11 protein-coding genes are annotated in these 17,309 nt (G+C 36.2%); 2 read left to right on the top strand and 9 right to left on the bottom strand.

Translation table 11 applies throughout. The features are described 5' to 3' along the window. Positions 1-38 precede the first annotated feature (38 nt). The 4 genes from glgP to BZG02_RS16450 form a co-directional block, all read right to left on the bottom strand. Complete coding sequence (glgP, locus tag BZG02_RS16465; protein WP_101262754.1) at positions 39-4,274, bottom strand: alpha-glucan family phosphorylase; 4,236 nt, start codon at positions 4,272-4,274, stop codon at positions 39-41. 133 nt (positions 4,275-4,407) lie between these two features. Continuing rightward, positions 4,408-5,697 (bottom strand): glycoside hydrolase family 57 protein, encoded by a 1,290-nt coding sequence (locus BZG02_RS16460; RefSeq protein WP_101262751.1) that lies wholly within the window; start codon positions 5,695-5,697, stop codon positions 4,408-4,410. A 4-nt stretch (positions 5,698-5,701) separates the two neighbouring features. Beyond that, positions 5,702-7,012: a glycosyltransferase family 4 protein gene (locus BZG02_RS16455; RefSeq protein WP_101262749.1), complete on the bottom strand. Its 1,311-nt coding sequence runs from the start codon at positions 7,010-7,012 to the stop codon at positions 5,702-5,704. Positions 7,013-7,018: 6 nt separating this feature from the next. Next, positions 7,019-8,953 (bottom strand): glycogen debranching enzyme N-terminal domain-containing protein, encoded by a 1,935-nt coding sequence (locus BZG02_RS16450; protein ID WP_101262747.1) that lies wholly within the window; start codon positions 8,951-8,953, stop codon positions 7,019-7,021. Between the two features lie 376 nt (positions 8,954-9,329). Here BZG02_RS16450 and BZG02_RS16445 point away from each other — a divergent pair, with 376 nt between their 5' ends. Together BZG02_RS16445 and nhaD are read left to right on the top strand one after the other, a co-directional pair. After that, positions 9,330-10,778, top strand: coding sequence for a sodium:solute symporter family protein (locus BZG02_RS16445; RefSeq protein WP_101262745.1), 1,449 nt, complete (start codon positions 9,330-9,332; stop codon positions 10,776-10,778). 447 nt (positions 10,779-11,225) lie between these two features. Continuing rightward, positions 11,226-12,482 (top strand): sodium:proton antiporter NhaD, encoded by a 1,257-nt coding sequence (gene nhaD / locus BZG02_RS16440; RefSeq protein ID WP_101262743.1) that lies wholly within the window; start codon positions 11,226-11,228, stop codon positions 12,480-12,482. A 201-nt stretch (positions 12,483-12,683) separates the two neighbouring features. Here nhaD and trpA read toward each other — a convergent pair whose 3' ends face one another. The 5 genes from trpA to trpD all read right to left on the bottom strand — a co-directional run bounded on the left by trpA (position 12,684) and on the right by trpD (position 17,288). Further along, positions 12,684-13,433 (bottom strand): tryptophan synthase subunit alpha, encoded by a 750-nt coding sequence (trpA, locus tag BZG02_RS16435; RefSeq protein WP_101262741.1) that lies wholly within the window; start codon positions 13,431-13,433, stop codon positions 12,684-12,686. A 75-nt stretch (positions 13,434-13,508) separates the two neighbouring features. Further along, complete coding sequence (trpB, locus tag BZG02_RS16430) at positions 13,509-14,693, bottom strand: tryptophan synthase subunit beta (RefSeq protein WP_101262738.1); 1,185 nt, start codon at positions 14,691-14,693, stop codon at positions 13,509-13,511. A 1-nt stretch (position 14,694) separates the two neighbouring features. Beyond that, positions 14,695-15,321 carry a phosphoribosylanthranilate isomerase gene (locus BZG02_RS16425; protein WP_101262736.1) on the bottom strand — a complete coding sequence of 209 codons (627 nt, stop codon included), beginning with the start codon at positions 15,319-15,321 and terminating at the stop codon, positions 14,695-14,697. A gap of 180 nt (positions 15,322-15,501) precedes the next feature. Next, positions 15,502-16,293: an indole-3-glycerol phosphate synthase TrpC gene (gene trpC, locus BZG02_RS16420; protein WP_101262734.1), complete on the bottom strand. Its 792-nt coding sequence runs from the start codon at positions 16,291-16,293 to the stop codon at positions 15,502-15,504. Between the two features lie 2 nt (positions 16,294-16,295). Continuing rightward, positions 16,296-17,288, bottom strand: coding sequence for an anthranilate phosphoribosyltransferase (gene trpD / locus BZG02_RS16415; protein ID WP_101262732.1), 993 nt, complete (start codon positions 17,286-17,288; stop codon positions 16,296-16,298). Positions 17,289-17,309: the final 21 nt, after the last annotated feature.

Here is a 17,309-nt window from a genome sequence, read left to right as displayed (position 1 = left end):
CTCCGAAATTGAAGTAGCCTTTCTTAATACAAATTATCTTAAATCCATTTTACGTAGTTAAAATCCTGTCGATGTGGAAGATTGCTATTAAAAGCATACATTCTTAATCCAAAATCGAAAATACCAGGATCGTTCAACACCAAATCCAAACGATAGAAAGCTAAAGAATCTAACTTTCGATCCAGAATTAATTTTTCAGTTCGGATCGGACCTGGTTTTTGAGCATCCATTGCAGCTCTCACTACCAATTCCACACAAATATCCTCATCAATCAATTCTTTTAAATCCAATGCTACTTCAACGTGATAGTTTTCACCTGACAAGTATTTATGTTTTGGTGTACTAGGAGCATCCACAGAAACTACTTCAATTTTACCCCACGAAGCAAGAATTTTTTGTTTCCATTTCGCGGTATCTTTTGAAATTTGATAATCGTTCTCTTTCAACTTTAAAACACGTTGATACATTTTGCTATAAAAACGATCTTTATAATCATCAATCATCCGCTTGGTTGTATATTCAGGAGCGATTTCAGCAATACATTTTTTAACGTACTGTACCCATTCAACCGGAATATTATTTTCGTCGCGCTTATAGTAAAGAGGAATAATTTCGTTTTCGAAGATTGAATAAATTGTTTGTGCATCTAATTCGTCCTGAAACTCTTGATTATCATAAGTTCTCTCTTCGGTAAGAGCCCATCCTGCTCCTTCGCGATAACCTTCCAACCACCATCCATCGAGCACACTAAAATTAAGTACTCCATTCATCACCGCTTTTTCACCTGAGGTTCCAGAAGCTTCCAGTGGTCGTGTTGGAGTATTCATCCAAATATCAACCCCTTTCACCAATCGTTGTCCTAATTCCATATCGTAATTTTCCAGGAATAAAATTTTTCCCTCAAATTCCGGACGACGAGAAATATTAACAATTAGCTTAATTAAGTCTTGACCAGCTTTATCGGCAGGATGTGCTTTTCCTGCAAAAATAAATTGTACTGGTTTTTCAGGATTATTTAAAAGCTCGGATAAACGCTCTAAATCGCTGAACAACAAGTGCGCACGCTTATACGTTGCAAATCGTCGAGCAAAACCAATAGTAAGAGCATTCTCATCTATGGAATCGATAATCTCTACTAAAGAGCGAGGATCCTCATATCTTTTAATCCAATTTTTTTGGAAACGATTCTTCGCAAAATCAATCAATTTTTTACGCAATACGTTTTTAATATCCCAAATCTTTTCATCTGGAACATCGTATATTTTTTTCCAATATTCTTTGTTCGATAAATCATTTAGGAATCCATCTTTAAATTCCTGCTCGTGCAAAACACGCCACTCTTTTGCTACCCAACTAGGATAGTGAACTCCATTTGTTACATAACCAATATGCAACTCTTCCGGAAAATATCCCTCGTAAAGATTGTTAAACATTTCCTGAGAAATTTTTCCATGCAGCCAACTTACTCCATTCATTGCAACCGATGTATTGGCTGCCAAATTACTCATTGAAAATTTCTCGTTATAATCCAAAGGATTTACTCTACCAAGAGCAAGAAATTGATCCCATCCTAAATTTAATTTTTCAGGAACATAGGATAAGTAATGCCTAATCATATCTGGAGAAAAGGTATCATGCCCGGCTGGAACCGGCGTATGCGTTGTAAAAAGAGAGGACGCTCTAACAATTTCCATCGCCTCATCGAACTGATAACCTTCAGATATTAAATGAATTAAACGCTCCACATTAATTAAAGCCGCATGTCCTTCGTTACAATGATACAAATCGGGTTTAATATTCAAGGCATCCAAGGTTTTAATACCTCCCATTCCCAAAAGAATTTCCTGCTTAATACGATTATCCCAATCGCCACCATATAATTGATGAGTCAAAGAACGATCTCTTTCGTCATTCATGGATGTTTCGGTATCTAAAAGATATAAGGAAATTCTTCCCACTTTCACCTTCCATATTTTTGCAGTAACAGTTCTATCCTCTAAAGGCAGAGTTATGGTTTTCGCAAATCCTGATTTATCTCTAACCCTACTAATTGGTAACTGAGAAAATTTTTGTTCGTCTAACTCTACCAACTGCTCCCCATTTAATGATAAATGTTGAGTAAAATATCCAAATCGATACATGAATCCAACCGCAACCATATCAACATTAGAATCGCTGGCCTCCTTTAAATAATCACCTGCTAATATTCCCAAACCTCCAGAATATATTTTCAGATTATTATTTAAGCCATATTCCATGCTAAAATAAGCGATTTTAGGCTGTCCTTCGGCTGGTTTTTCTGCCATATAAGATCTAAATTCCTGAATAACCGCAGTATAGCTCTGCATGAAAGTTGCATCATCAGCTAACTCTTTCATTCGCAAACTTGACACTTGCTTAAGCAATAAAATAGGATTGTGTTTACAATCATGCCATAGTTTCGGATCAACCGATTCGTACAAATCTATAGCTTTATAATTCCAGCACCACCATAAATTTTTCGACAATTCTTCCAAACCAAGCAACTCCTTTGGAAGGTTGGTTTCAACAATTAATTTTCTCCAATTTATTTGATTGCTTTTGGAAACATTCAAATGATTTTCCACCGAAACCTGAACAGGTGATTCATTATCTTTTTTCATATTATTTTTGATTGCTAATTCGTAAGCCTTATAATAATTGCCTATAAAATTTTTCCATAATGTTCTTTTGGCAATGCTACTTGCATTTTCCCTACACCTGGTTACATTATCCTCTGATTTGGTTGAAAAATTAAATATGTGAGAAGCAATATTTCCAATAACTTCTTTTCTATTGGAGTCGTTTCGTTCTACAACGGCAACTCCTCCTTTATCTGCTTCTCCAATCATCTGAACCCATTGGCCAAAACCTGACAATGAAGTTGTAATGGTTGGAACACTAAAGGCTACACTTTCCATTGGAGTATATCCCCAAGGTTCGTAGTAGGAAGGGAAAACGGACAAGTCCAATCCCATTAATAGTTCGTAATAAGTTTTATTAAATATGCCATCCGATCCGTCAAGATAAGTAGGTGCAAATACAATTTTAACTCTCTCGTTTTGTGAATTATCAAAACCTAAAGACTTAATTTTTTTTAAAATCTCATCGTGATCTACATCTCCCAAATAATGAGTTAAGAAAGGATTCACCAATGATTTTTCCTCTGGATAATTCGTTAAATTCTCCTGCAAATCTTTTCGAGGTCCTCGTTGATCGCCAGGAATTAAAAAGAAAGCTACAATATCCCGGTCTAAATACTTATTTTCATTAAGTTGCGCCAAAGCTTCTAAAAAAACATCAAGACCTTTGTTTTTATATTCGTATCGGCCACCTGTACCAATAAACAAAGTATCTTCCTTCATCTCATATCCCAAAAGCGACTCAGCTACTTTTTTAAAAGTTTTTTTCGACTCTTGTCTGGTAAATTCAAGCTGTTCCGAATTAGGCACAAAGTCATCTTCGAAACCATTTGGCATGATAACGTCTACTTTCCTACCATGAAACTGCTTACATTCCCTTGCTGTAATATCACTTACGGTAGAGGAACAGTTCGCAGCCAAAGCAACACATTTTTCCATGGAACATTTAGCCGTTACATTATATTGTCTTGGCTTTTCGATGGCATTAAAATGAATCAGATTATCGTACAAATTTTCGTAATTACTTGCCAATACTCGCCCTAACATACTTGCATGGGTGGTAAAAATTGTTGCAATATCTGGCGCCTGATCTTTCAAATACAATAATCCTGCACCTGTCATCCACTCATGAAACTGCGCAATTATTTTCTTATCGGATAACTCGTTAAACTGTACAAAACTCTCTATAATTTTACCACTTGCATAACCAAACATTGCAGCTTCGTGGTAATCATCCTGTCCGTACAAAGATTCCAATCGATAAATCTCCCACAACTTACTATATACGGTATCTTTTTGAGCCAGCAAACTCGAAAAGTCAATCAAAATAACAATTGGTTTTCCTGGTATTTTCCAACGTCCAACCCGAACAGATAAACCATCTGCTTTTAACTTTTTTCTCCACTCTGGAAATAATGTGTCATCTTCCTGAAACTCTTTTTCACGATGTTCTGGCTTATTAAAATCCGGTCCAATATAAATGATTCTATCGTTAAAGAGTGGCTTTAGTGATAAGGCTTTAGTCGAAATAACTGTATGAATTCCACCTACCTTATTACAAACTTCCCAACTAACTTCAAATATAAAATCTGGAGTTACTATGCTATTATCCATACTTATAATTCGTTACTTATTTCTTTAGCTTAAATAGCTAAAATATTAACTAGTTCAAAATTACATATTATTTATTAATCATTTAATTAATAAATAAACTTCGACTAATTAACTATTTTTAAATCCTTAATTTTCAACAATGCTTAAATTCATCAAGTTCCCGCTCGTATTTGGCAATTAACTCATCCTTTTGCAAAATCTGATTTTGCAATTCTTTTGGATCAACCGTCAAGCTATCTTTAATTTCATTTAAGCGGATCTGAAAATCACTTAAAACATTCATATAATTAATAAAAGCATCGTAAGGAGAGCTGTAAGGATTAAAATAAGAGTGCACATCACCATCCGAAGCAAACTTGGTACACATGTAATAAAAATGATCACTAGCTTGCAAGAATTTCCAATCCTCGTTAATACGTTCATCATTCACTGCTATAACATCATCGCGCAGTGCATATAGTTTTCGAAAGGCCTCATCCTGAAGCTTATTACCAAGCCATGCCGACAAATCCCGCTCTTCATCTGCCCACGAAATTACATTTGGTACGTGTGCTTGTGCAATAGGGTGAAATTCGGAAGTAAGTTCCGATGGGGTTGCAAATTTATATTTCGATTTCAAAATCACCTCCTGTGGGAGATAAGTTAAAAATTCAAATATTCCGGATTCCTTTTTCTGATGTTCCCCGAAGGTTTCATAATCCATAAATATATTCACCAAATCCTCTTTGTCATCCATTTCATTTAGCCAACCAACTAATTTTGTTGTTGTTAAAGGCCATTCTTTCCATCCTCTCGAGGAGAATCGAAATGAAATATCGTCGCTGAGTTTATAGTTACGCATTAAAATTTTCAACTTAGGGTTGATGGCATTACAGTACAAATAATTTGGACTTTTCCATCCCAAAATATGTTTTGCTCCTTCTGTTAAAATTCCTTGGTATCCCATTTTGGAAACCATCTCTCCAATTTCATCCGAATAAATCATTTCTGTATTTCTAAATACAGTTGGACGAACTCCAAAAAGTGCTTCTATTCTATCGCTATGAACAGTAACCTGATAAATAAATTCCTCTTTATGAATTAATGAAGCCAATGAATGCGAATAAGTTTCCGCTAAAAACTCTACATCTCCTGTTTTTGCAAGCTCTTTAAATGTATCAATTACTTCAGGAGCATATTGCTCTAGCTGATCCAGTGCAATTCCTGTAATAGAGTAAGATATTTTAAACTTTCCCTTATACTTCTTCAATAGTTCCAAAATGATTTTATTGGCAGGCAAGTAACATTCATCTGCAATTTTTCTCATAATGGACTCATTGGTATAATCATCGTAATAGTAGTGATCATTTCCAATATCGAAGAATCGATATCTTTTTAAACGTAATGGCTGATGAATTTGAAAATATAAACAAAGTGCTTTCATAATCTTAATTTTTAGTTAGTGGTTTGAATAATTTAATTGCGGAAACATAAACATCATGAACATTGATAGCCGCATTCGCCCACTTCAAATTATCCACTTCCTCTTTTCCATCTTCCTTAAAAACTTCCGAAAGAGCATTGTATTTAATTATTCCATAAATGGCATCTGCCATTGCTTCTATATCCCAATAATCAACCTTTACTGCATGGGTCAGTATCTCCGACACACCAGATTGTTTAGAAATAATTACTGGCACATTTGATTGCATAGCCTCTAAAGGCGATATACCAAAGGGCTCCGACACGGAAGGCATCACATAAACATCGCTTAAAAGGAACATTTTAAATACGTCATCTCCTTTTAAAAAGCCTGTAAAATGAAATTTATCACTAATTCCTAACTGAGCTACCCGATCCACCATCTGTTCCAACATATCTCCATTACCAGCCATCACAAATCGTACATTATTTGTCCTTTTTAAGACTTGATAAGCTGCTTCCACAAAATATTCCGGTCCTTTTTGCATGGTGATACGACCTAAAAAAGTTACAACTTTTTCTTTAACCCCTTTTTTAATTTTGAGTTTTTCTTCTAAAGAAACTGGTTCAACAGCATTGTAAACGGTTACCACCTTATTCGGGTCCTGTCCGTACTTTTCGATAACAATATTACGAGTTAGGTTACTAACCGCGATAATCTTATCAGCCGCATCCATTCCTTTTTTTTCAATTTCGTAAACTTTTGGATTTACATTACCTCCACTTCTATCAAAATCGGTGGCGTGTACATGAATTACCAATGGTTTCCCGGATACTTCCTTTGCTGCTATTCCAGCAGGATAACAAAGCCAATCATGAGCATGTATCACATCATGCTCGTGAGCCGAGGCAATTGTTGATGCAACATATGCATACTTATAAATCTCTTCGATTAAATTAGTACCATATTTACCACTAAACTCCAGTTTTCCTTCCTTATCAACTTTTATAAATTTATTTTTTCCATATAAATCCTGACTCGAAAAGGTATAATATTCATCCGGATCGTTATAGGGAACCAAATGGGAATCTACTTCGAGATAAGTGTGTTGAGATTTAAATTTCTCGACGTGGGATTGTACCTGTTGGATAGTAACAGAATTGGCTCCCACCAAACTCATTTTAGTCTGATCCTCATCCCCATAAGCTTTAGGGACCACAAAAATAATGTCTAAATCATCAATTTTTGCCAAGCCTCTGGTTAATCCATAACAAGCCGTACCTAATCCTCCAGAAATATGTGGTGGAAATTCCCACCCAAACATTAAAACTTTCATATACAGCTATTTTAAAGATGATTGATGTAACATTTTACTTGCTCGAATAATTTCGGCTACACTTAATGCGTAGGAGGTTGCTTCATTGGGGAGATATGGTGGATTTCCATCATAAACCTCAGATATTGTACCAAGTCCCCGCTCATTTAAACAATCCTCAAATTCAACAAACCATCGTCGAACAGACCCTTCTCCTGCCTCCTTAAATAGCTTTATATATGCTTCAGCATAGTGTCCGTAAAGCCATGGATATACCGATCCGTAATGAAAAGCTGAATTTCTAACTTCTTCTCCTCCCAAAATCTTTCCAATATATTCGTGACTATTAGGAGAAAGCGTACGAAGCCCTCTGGGAGTTAATAACTCCTTTTTAATCATATCCATCACAGCTTTCTTTTGATCGCGGGAAAGACAAGAATAAGGAAGCGACACAGCAAATAATTGATTAGGTCGAACCGCCCAACTCTTATGTGTTGTATCTACATAATCCGACAAGTAAGTTTTACTTTCATCCCAAAACGTTTCTATAAATGATTTCTTCAAGCTTTCTTTAACACCAAACCACTCTTCAACAAAAGCTTTCTCGTTCGCCTCTTCGGCCATTTCTAATGCAAAACAAATTGCATTGTACCAAAGAGCGTTTATCTCTACCACATAACCCATTCGTCGATTAAGAAATACTCCATTATTTTTAACATTCATCCAGGTTACGCCTTGTTCTATTGTCCATAGCAAACCATTATCATGCATCTTAATTGCTAAATTTGATCCCTGCTTATAATGCTGTAAAATCTCCTTGAGTTTTTTGCGATAGTGTTTCCAAACTTCCTTTCTATCCGCTCCTGCTTCAATATATTTTTGCAGTGTCCAAAATGACCATAATGGAACATCTACTGAGAATCTATTTTTATTAAGTACCGGATCTTTTGAAAAACGATCACATATCCTACCAAAGGTTGTATTAAACACCTCCAAAAATGTTTTCTGATCCCCACGAGATAGTGTTAATCCCGGCAAGGATAAATAAGTATTTCGTTCGCTGGTACTAAACCAAGGAAAACCATTAATAATTCCAGTTCCTTTTCCATTTTTTGAAAAGAATTGAACTGCTGAATTTTCCAAACAATTATTAAAACTATCGCGAGTAACTCTCTTTTTTAACTCCGAAGCAAATTGCTTTGCTATTGTGTTTGGTGAAACCTCTTTTGTTCCTGCCGAAAATACAATAGACTCCCCTTTTGAAATATTCATTTCGAAATAACCAGGCACAAACAAATCCTCGTGACAATCGTATCCTCTTCTTTTCTCCTCCTTGTACTCTACATTGTAATACCAATCGGGCACATGAACAAATTCCGACTCAACCGACGATTGCATGTATAAATAAGGAAAATCTTGATACAATCGGATTTTAACCCCATTACACACGGTCTCGGATCTGGTATTCGCATCCATATTTGCCTTTGTTAGGGCATGAATATTTCTAAATGCGAGAAAAGGTTGCAAACGGATAATCGTAGGTGAATTTGCCTCCAATAATGTATAACGAACCAAAACCCGTTGCTCTTTTTCAACCAATAAAAATTCCTTTCGCAGAACCACACCACCTACCCTATAAACTATGGTAGGAGTTGGATCCATAAAATACTCACGAACATACTTATTCCCTTTTGGACTATACTCGCCAGGAAATTTACGAATCCCTAGATTAAAAGGTGCATCATGCTGAATAATTGTTTCATCCAAAGAGGATAGCAATACATGATTATCACCTCCAAAATGATCAATTGGACAAATTAAAAGTCCATGATATTTTCGAGTATTGCAATTGATAATAGTCGAACTGGCGAAAGAGCCAGCACGATTGGTTCGGATATACTCCTTTTTTAAGGAATATTCGGTATTTACCAATTGAGCTTTGTCAAACTTAAGGTAGTCCATGCGCAAACGATTTTGGATTTGGTTTTCAGTCGATTAGATGCGTTGCTTTATCATAAAAAAAGCTTGCATATCACCAAAGTTATCAAATTAATTCATAATAAACACAGCATATCCTTGCTTTTTTATATTATTTTTTCCTCATCTTAATGTGTACTCAATACTGAATTAACATATTTTTTTTTCAAAAAAATATTGCAATCGATATCAAAGTAAATAAAGTATATTTATAACGTTACAACTGTCTAAAATCAACAAATTAAGAATGTTTTAGCGAACTAACATCCCAGTAAACATTTCACAGTAAAAACCTTAAGTCATTTAAAGATTTTTTTCTTTAAATGACTTAAGGTATTATTTTATTTCAAACAAAAAATAAATGAATCCACTTCAACTACTCTCCATACTTCTACTAATTCTTTACTTTGCAGCAATTATGATTATTGTTCTTCGCTCAAAAGAAAGCGAAAACTCCGAAGATTACTTTTTAGCTGGCAGACAGCTGTCATTTGGGGCTCTAGCAATCACTTTTATTGCATCGTGGTGGGGAGGTGGATCTGCTATTGATTTGGTCGATCATGGATTTAATCAGGGAATCAGTTCGTTTTGGATTTATGGGATGCCGGTTCTCTTTGCTACCTTTTTAATGTACCTATTTTCAAAAGCCATCCGAAAAATAGGAACCATTACCCAACCACAGCTAATGGAATTACGTTACAACAAAACAGTTGCTTTTCTTCTTTCCTTGCTTATTCTTGTTTTTATGATTTTAGGAGTTGCCACCCAAGCGGTAGTAATCGGTAAATTCTTTCAGGCTTTTTTCAATATCGATTACAAAATTGCTGCTTTAACAGGTACAAGCATCGTTCTACTCTACTCTTTCTTTGGCGGATTTAAAGGTGTAGTGGTTACCGATATCATTCAATTCTTTTTTTTACTGATTGCGGCAATTGTACTCTTCGTTTTCGCGTACAAACATTCGGGAGGCTTCGAGAAAGTGCAACAACTAGCATTAAATGCAAACAAAACTGAATTCCTTTCCTTCTTTCATAACCTCTCCAACAACTTTGTTTTTATCATTACCTTCGGTTGTTCCTGGATGATTCAAGCCAACATCTGGCAACGAATTTCGGCTAGTAAAACTCCTGGCGATGCAAAGAAGATGATGTCTTTGGCTTTTGTCATCTTTATTCCATTATACCTTATTGTTACTTTAACTGGAGTGCTTAGTTTCGGTTTATTCGATTCCGTACCCGAAGGTGGAATTGTACCAGCCATCATAATTCGGTACATGCCCCTTGGTTTAGCAGCATTACTATTTGTTGGTTTGTGCTCCGCCATTATGTCGACCATGGACTCGATGATTAATACTGGTGCTATGGTTTTAAGTATCGACATTTACAAAAAATTATTTCGCCAGAATGCTGAACCAAAACAAATGGTTTGGGCAGGTAAGATCTCAACTGTAATTATCTCTTTTTTAGGATTACTAATCGCACTTGAGATACGTTCAATTCTTAAAATTACATGGATTGGTTCCGATTTTCTGGCAACAGGAGCTTTTGTTCCTTTGGTACTTGGCTTCATCTGGAAAGCAGGAAATTCCAAAGCTGCAACAGTATCAATCCTATTTGGCTTACTATTCTCTACCTACAATCTTTTAATTGCATTAGGAGTAAATTTACCAAAAGCATGGGAAACTGCTTCCGTACAACAAGCTCTTATTGGAATGCTTGCGTCCGCCGTTATATTTATAAGCGTTAGTATTATTACAAAACCAGAAACCGAAAAAGCCGAAGCTTTTATTAAAAAAGCTGGAATGCGATAACAACACTTTATTAGCATTCCAAAACCTATCATCAATTTTCTTCTCTACATTCAAAATTCTTTTACTTACCCACCAGAATCGAAAGCTGATGACGACGCTAGATGCTATATTTCTCTAAAACTATTTTTATTATGTTGTATTTAATTAATAGGATACTTTAAGTCTAAATAAAAGCCCAATATCAAAAAACACCAAATTCCACTTCCCTAGCCTATCCTACGATACAAAATTCAAATCACTCAAATAAAAAATTCAATAGGAATAGTTAAGAATCGTTAAAACAATTATTTTTTTTCTCAAACCGAAAACACCCAACCCTGTTTTATGATTACATTCGTTAGAAGTTTCACAAGCTGAAACTTTAAGGCATCGTGTCCCCCCTGCCAAGAATAAACACTAAAAAAGTAATTTATTTTCATAGTTTCACTTACTACAAAAAAGATAACAATGAACACGATTATTCTCATTGCATTTAGCATTGGCTATGCACTAATTGCCCTCGAAAGTAAAGTTAAAATCAATAAAGCAGCTATTGCTCTTTTAACAGGAGGTGTAATTTGGACCACTTACGTTTTATTTCAGTCCGATTCGGAAGCAATCGTTCATCAACTGGTAGAACACATTGGGAGTATATCACAAATTCTATTTTTCCTTATAGGAGCTATGACCATAGTCGAGTTAATTGACTCGTACAGTGGCTTTGATGTAATCACAAAACAAATTACAACAAAAAATAAACGAACACTGCTGATTATTTTAAGCTTTATTACTTTTTTCCTTTCGGCAGTTCTCGATAATCTTACCACTACGATTGTAATGGTAACGCTTATCCGCAAATTATTGCATGAAAAACACGAAAGATTAATGTTTATTGGTATGATTGTGATAGCGGCAAATGCTGGAGGAGCCTGGACTCCCATTGGTGATGTTACAACAACCATGCTGTGGATTGGTGGTCAGATAACTACGGTGAATATCATGCATAAATTATTTTTACCTAGTTTAATCAGTATGCTGATTCCTCTATTTTTAATTTCGCAAATGGTAAAAGGAAGCTTTCAGCAAATGGATCAACCCAGTCATGAATCTCACATTTTAAATCACGAGAAAAATATCGTCTTTTTTATCGGGATAGCCGCCTTAATTTTTGTTCCTATCTTTAAATCGATCACTCATTTACCTCCATTTATGGGAATACTAATTGGCTTATCGATATTATGGATTGTAACTGAACTTTTGAATAAAGATAAAGCCTACGAGCATAAAATTACGGTAACAAATGCATTACGCAAAATAGACATCCCAAGTGTTTTATTTTTTCTGGGTATTCTGATGGCTGTTGCCGCATTAGAATCTACTGGCTTACTTGCAAACCTAGCAACAGCGCTTAGCAAATCGGTTGGAAATCTTACTACCATAGCCATGTCGCTTGGAATTCTTTCCTCTATAATAGATAATGTGCCTTTAGTAGCAGCATCTATGGGAATGTACGATTTACATACCTTTCCTACCAACCATTATTTTTGGGAACTTATTGCCTATTGTGCTGGAACTGGTGGTAGTATTCTTATTATTGGATCGGCTGCGGGTGTAGCAGCAATGGGAATCGAAAAAATAGACTTCTTTTGGTACTTGAAAAAAATTAGCTGGGTAGCATTAATTGGTTATTTTGCGGGTGCTTTAACGTATATATTACTTTTTTAATTGCAATAGCTATCAAGCTGATATTTTAAACTAGTCTAAAAGTTGAATCACCAAGGTAACGAAGAATATTACGAAATACCACAAAGAAAATTAAACGAGACAAATTTTAATTCCAAACCTATTGCTCAAAGCTTAAAAACAAGTCATACCCTGATAGGAACGGCTCGCTTATAGTCAGGGTATGACGAGCTGAGATTCAATTTACAATAATGAATCCAGAAATTCGGGAGCCGTGCCGCTCGTTAACGCATTAATGAATGCTGTTCCAATAATTGCTCCGTTCGAAAAACTGGAGGCATGCTGAAAGCTTTGTTTGTCGCGTATTCCAAATCCGATAAGGGAAGGAATATTCAGACTTGCTACTTTTTTAAAGTATTCTTCCCGCTCCTTGCTTTGTTCTAAAGCTCCACCAGTTGTTGCCGAGGACGAAACCATATATAAAAACCCTTTCGCAGCTTTTTCAATTTTTACCATACGTTGTTCCGTAGTTTGTGGCGTTACTAACAAAATATTATATACACCATGCGCCTCAAACCTTACCTTAAATTCCTCTTCATACTCTTCCAAAGGCAAATCTGGCAAAATCACTCCATCGATACCACAGCTTTGACAATCTGCCACAAAAGAATCAACACCATACTTAAACACTACATTCCAATAGCCCATCAATATCAAAGGCATTGTAATTGTTTTTCGAGCCTCTTTTAATTGCTCAAAAAGCAACTTAAGACTCATTCCTTGATCTAAAGCTTGTTTTGCTGCAAGCTGAATTACCGGCCCATCGGCCAAAGGATCGGAAAATGGAATTCCAATTTCTACCAAATCGACTCCTTTATCCTGCAAAAGCTGCAAGTTAGGAACAGTATCGTTCAGATTTGGATATCCAGCAGGAAAATAGATGGATAAAATATCCTTTCCTTTATTTTGAAATAATTGATCTATTCGGTTCATGATAAACAATGAATAATGAACAATTAGAAATTAATAATTACTAAAATCCAATTGTTAATTGTTAATTACTAATTATTAATTGAAATGTTTCATGTAGGTTTCCATGTCTTTATCGCCTCTACCTGACAAATTCACCACCACAACATCCTCTTTTAAGAATTTTATTTTTTCCAAAGCAGCTAAAGCGTGTGCCGATTCCAAAGCCGGAATAATTCCTTCTGATTGCGCCAGCACTTTAGCAGCATCCAAAGCTTCCTGATCGGTAACAGAGAGGAATTGTGCCCTGCCAGTCTCGGCCAAATGTGCATGCAAGGGACCTACACCTGGATAATCCAAACCAGCTGAAATAGAGTAAGGCTCCGTAATCTGTCCATCTTCATCCTGCATTAGCATGGTTTTACTTCCGTGAATAAAACCTACATCTCCGATAGTTATGGTTGCAGCTGTTTCGCCACTGTCTACACCCAAACCTGATGCTTCCACAGCTACTAATTTCACATTCTCCTCATTTAAATAATGATAAAAGGCACCAGCAGCATTACTTCCTCCACCCACACAAGCAATCACATAATTAGGATTCGGATTTCCCGTTTCGACAGTTAGTTGTTCACGAATTTCTTTCGATATAATCGACTGTAATCTTGTTACCATATCGGGATAAGGATGTGGTCCAACCACCGATCCTATCAAATAAAAAGAATACGGATTAGCAATCCAATCGCGAATAGCCTCGTTGGTAGCATCTTTTAAGGTTTGATTACCCGAAATAGCAGGCACAACCTTAGCGCCCAGCATTTTCATTCTAGCAACATTAGGCGCCTGACGTTCAATATCCAGAGCTCCCATATACACAACGCATTCCAAACCAAACAAAGCACAAACAGTAGCCGTTGCTACTCCATGTTGCCCTGCTCCTGTTTCGGCAATAATACGCGTTTTGCCCATGTATTTAGCAATTAAAATCTGCCCAATGGTATTGTTAATTTTATGCGCTCCAGTATGCGTTAAATCTTCCCTTTTTAGGTAAATATTCGTTCCGAAACGCTTCGACAAATTCTCCACTTTTGTTAATGGCGTTGGTCGCCCTACATAATTATCCAACAATCGTTTATAATCCTTTTGAAACTGCTCCGAATTAATAATTTTCAAGTAGTTTTCCCGTAACTCATCTACGTTAGCACGTAACAATTCCGGAATGTAAGCACCACCAAATTGCCCGTAGTAACCACGTTCATTTACTGCATATTTATTATTGCTCATCTTAATTTTGTCTTACTGATTTTAAAAACTCTTTTACCAACACCGCATCCTTTAAAGCCGGACTCTTTTCAAAACCTGAATTTACGTCCAAACCAACTAATTTAGGATGCTTAAACTCTTTTATCGCTTCCACATCCTTACTTCCTATTCCACCGCTTAAAAAAAAAGCTGTTTCGCCTTTGTATTTTTTTAAGATTTCCCAATTAAACTTCTTACCACTTCCACCATAAGCTTCCGATTTCGTGTCAAATAGAAAATAATCACAAGTTTTATGATATTTATCCAGCACTTTAAATTGAAAGGCCTCATTCAGCTGAAAAGCCTTAAACACCTCTAGGCCTGCATCTTTTATCAACTTACAATCTTCCGGACTTTCATCGCCATGTAATTGAATTACATCGAGTTGATATTTCTTTGCCAAAGCCAGAATCTTTTCTACTGATTCGTTCACAAAAACGCCAACTTTACGGATATGTAAAGGAATCATCTTCGTAATTTCCGCATCAAAATCGTCTCCTACAAAGCGGGCAGATTTTGAATAAAAGATGAAGCCCATATAATCCAAAGACAACACCATCAGATCTTTAACATTACTTTTATCGCGAAGACCGCAGACTTTAATTTTCATTGTTTTTTATTTTCTTGTTTGCATAAGGATATCCAAAAAAAACTTTCAATATATTAATGACCTATTGAGCTTGTCGAAACATCTGTTTCTTAAACCATGAGATTCTTCGTCCCGATCCATCGGGATCAGAATGACAATTACCCGTTTTTTTGGACATCTTTCAACGTCATGGCGTTGTCCCTACATTTCCAAAATAAATTGTTTGCAAGCCACGCCTGGGGAATCCGTTTTCATGAAGTGTTCGCCCATTAAAAAAGCCTGAAAACCATTCTTCTTCATTTTTTGAACCACTTCGGGACTATCCAAACCACTTTCTGCAACACGAATCATATTTACAGGTAATTGGCTTGCTAATCGTATCGATCGATCGGTATCTACCGAAAAATCTTTTAAGTTTCGATTATTGATTCCTACCAAATCAACAAAACTATTCACATGTTCCAATTCCGATTCATCGTGCAATTCGAGTAGTACCTCCATCCCCAAATCCTTGGCGATAAAGGCAAAATCCTTGCATCGTTGCGGGCTCAATATAGCGGCAATCAATAAAATCACGTCGGCTCCCATTGCTTTCGATTGGTAAATTTGATAAGCATCAATGATGAACTCTTTCCGTAGCAATGGAATGCTCAAAGTATTTCTAGCCACCTCGAAATCGGTAGATTTGGCTCCAAAAAACTTCTCATCAGTTAAAACAGAAACCATGGCCGCCCCTGCATCCTGATAAGCCTTTACCACTTGTTCTGGCTTCGCATCACCATTAATCACTCCTTTTGAAGGAGATTGACGCTTAAATTCCGCAATTACACCCGAAGCTCCCTCCTTACTAATCGAAGCTTTTGCAGAATAACAAACTCGCTTGAAATTATCCTGCTCCATCAATTGAAAAATGGGCATTTGTTCCTTCTGAAGGGCTACTTCAGCCAATTTTTGTTGTACTATTTTGTCTAGTATATTTTGCTTTGCATTCATGACTAGTTTCTTTTGGTCAATTTCTTTAATACCTCATACGATTTTCCCGAAAGCAAAGCCTCTTCTGCTCTTCCAATTGCATCTGCCCGGGTTATTTCAGGATGCAAACAATGAATGGCTAAGCCAGCATTAATGCCTACCACCGCATTTTGAGCGTAAGTCCCTTTTCCTTTCAGAATATCAACAAAGATTTTGGCTGCTTCCTCTACACTTTCGCCACCATACAATTCTTCAGGCTTTAAGCTTCTCTTGCCAAATGCTTCCGGCTCCAACAGCTCTTCCATTCTATTTCCAATCAACTTCACTTTTCCGGTCAACGAAACTTCATCGTAGCCATCTATACCATGAATCACTGTAAAATTAGAATCTGTTTCCTGCAATAAATACTGATACAAACGAGCCAATTCCAAATCGAAAACTCCTACAATCTGATTTTTTGGTCGCGATGGATTCACCAATGGACCCAGCATATTAAAAAAAGTTCGAACTCCTAAATCGCGACGAATAGGTGCAATATTTTTCATGGCTGGATTAAATAAAGGAGCGTGTAAAAAGCAAATTCCCGCTTCGTCCAAATCTCGTTTCAAATCGGCCTCTTTATTTTTAAATTGATAACCTAAATGCTCAATTACATTCGATGATCCACAAAAAGAAGACACACCATAATTTCCATGCTTTGTCACTTTTTCCCCCGCTCCGGCAACTACAAAAGATGCTAAAGTAGAAATATTAAAAGTATTCTTGCCATCGCCACCAGTTCCGCACAAATCAACGCCATTGTATTCTGACAGATCCACCGGAAGACACAATTCAAGAAGAGCTTCCCGGAATCCGGTTAGTTCATCAACCGTAATGCTTCTCATCATAAACACCGTTAGAAAAGAAGTAATTTGAAATTCGTTAAAATTTCCTTTTGTAATCTGAATCAAAACCTCTTTGGCTTCTTCTCTTTTAAGCGTTTTGTGTTCAAATAAATGGTGAAGTATATTTTTCATTGTTTATATAGATTTGAGATA

The sequence above is a fragment of the Labilibaculum filiforme genome (assembly GCF_002843315.1).
GTDB lineage: Bacteria > Bacteroidota > Bacteroidia > Bacteroidales > Marinifilaceae > Labilibaculum > Labilibaculum filiforme.
Note: the sequence above shows the minus strand (reverse complement) of the source record. Positions and strands in the feature narration are given on the sequence as shown.

What these genes read in the sequence shown, in the direction of transcription:
- glgP (WP_101262754.1), bottom strand. Translation starts at nt 4,274, where the DNA reads ATGGATAATAGCATAGTAACTCCAGATTTTATATTTGAAGTTAGTTGG.
- BZG02_RS16460 (WP_101262751.1), bottom strand. Translation starts at nt 5,697, where the DNA reads ATGAAAGCACTTTGTTTATATTTTCAAATTCATCAGCCATTACGTTTA.
- BZG02_RS16455 (WP_101262749.1), bottom strand. Translation starts at nt 7,012, where the DNA reads ATGAAAGTTTTAATGTTTGGGTGGGAATTTCCACCACATATTTCTGGA.
- BZG02_RS16450 (WP_101262747.1), bottom strand. Translation starts at nt 8,953, where the DNA reads ATGGACTACCTTAAGTTTGACAAAGCTCAATTGGTAAATACCGAATAT.
- BZG02_RS16445 (WP_101262745.1), top strand. Translation starts at nt 9,330, where the DNA reads ATGAATCCACTTCAACTACTCTCCATACTTCTACTAATTCTTTACTTT.
- nhaD (WP_101262743.1), top strand. Translation starts at nt 11,226, where the DNA reads ATGAACACGATTATTCTCATTGCATTTAGCATTGGCTATGCACTAATT.
- trpA (WP_101262741.1), bottom strand. Translation starts at nt 13,433, where the DNA reads ATGAACCGAATAGATCAATTATTTCAAAATAAAGGAAAGGATATTTTA.
- trpB (WP_101262738.1), bottom strand. Translation starts at nt 14,693, where the DNA reads ATGAGCAATAATAAATATGCAGTAAATGAACGTGGTTACTACGGGCAA.
- BZG02_RS16425 (WP_101262736.1), bottom strand. Translation starts at nt 15,321, where the DNA reads ATGAAAATTAAAGTCTGCGGTCTTCGCGATAAAAGTAATGTTAAAGAT.
- trpC (WP_101262734.1), bottom strand. Translation starts at nt 16,293, where the DNA reads ATGAATGCAAAGCAAAATATACTAGACAAAATAGTACAACAAAAATTG.
- trpD (WP_101262732.1), bottom strand. Translation starts at nt 17,288, where the DNA reads ATGAAAAATATACTTCACCATTTATTTGAACACAAAACGCTTAAAAGA.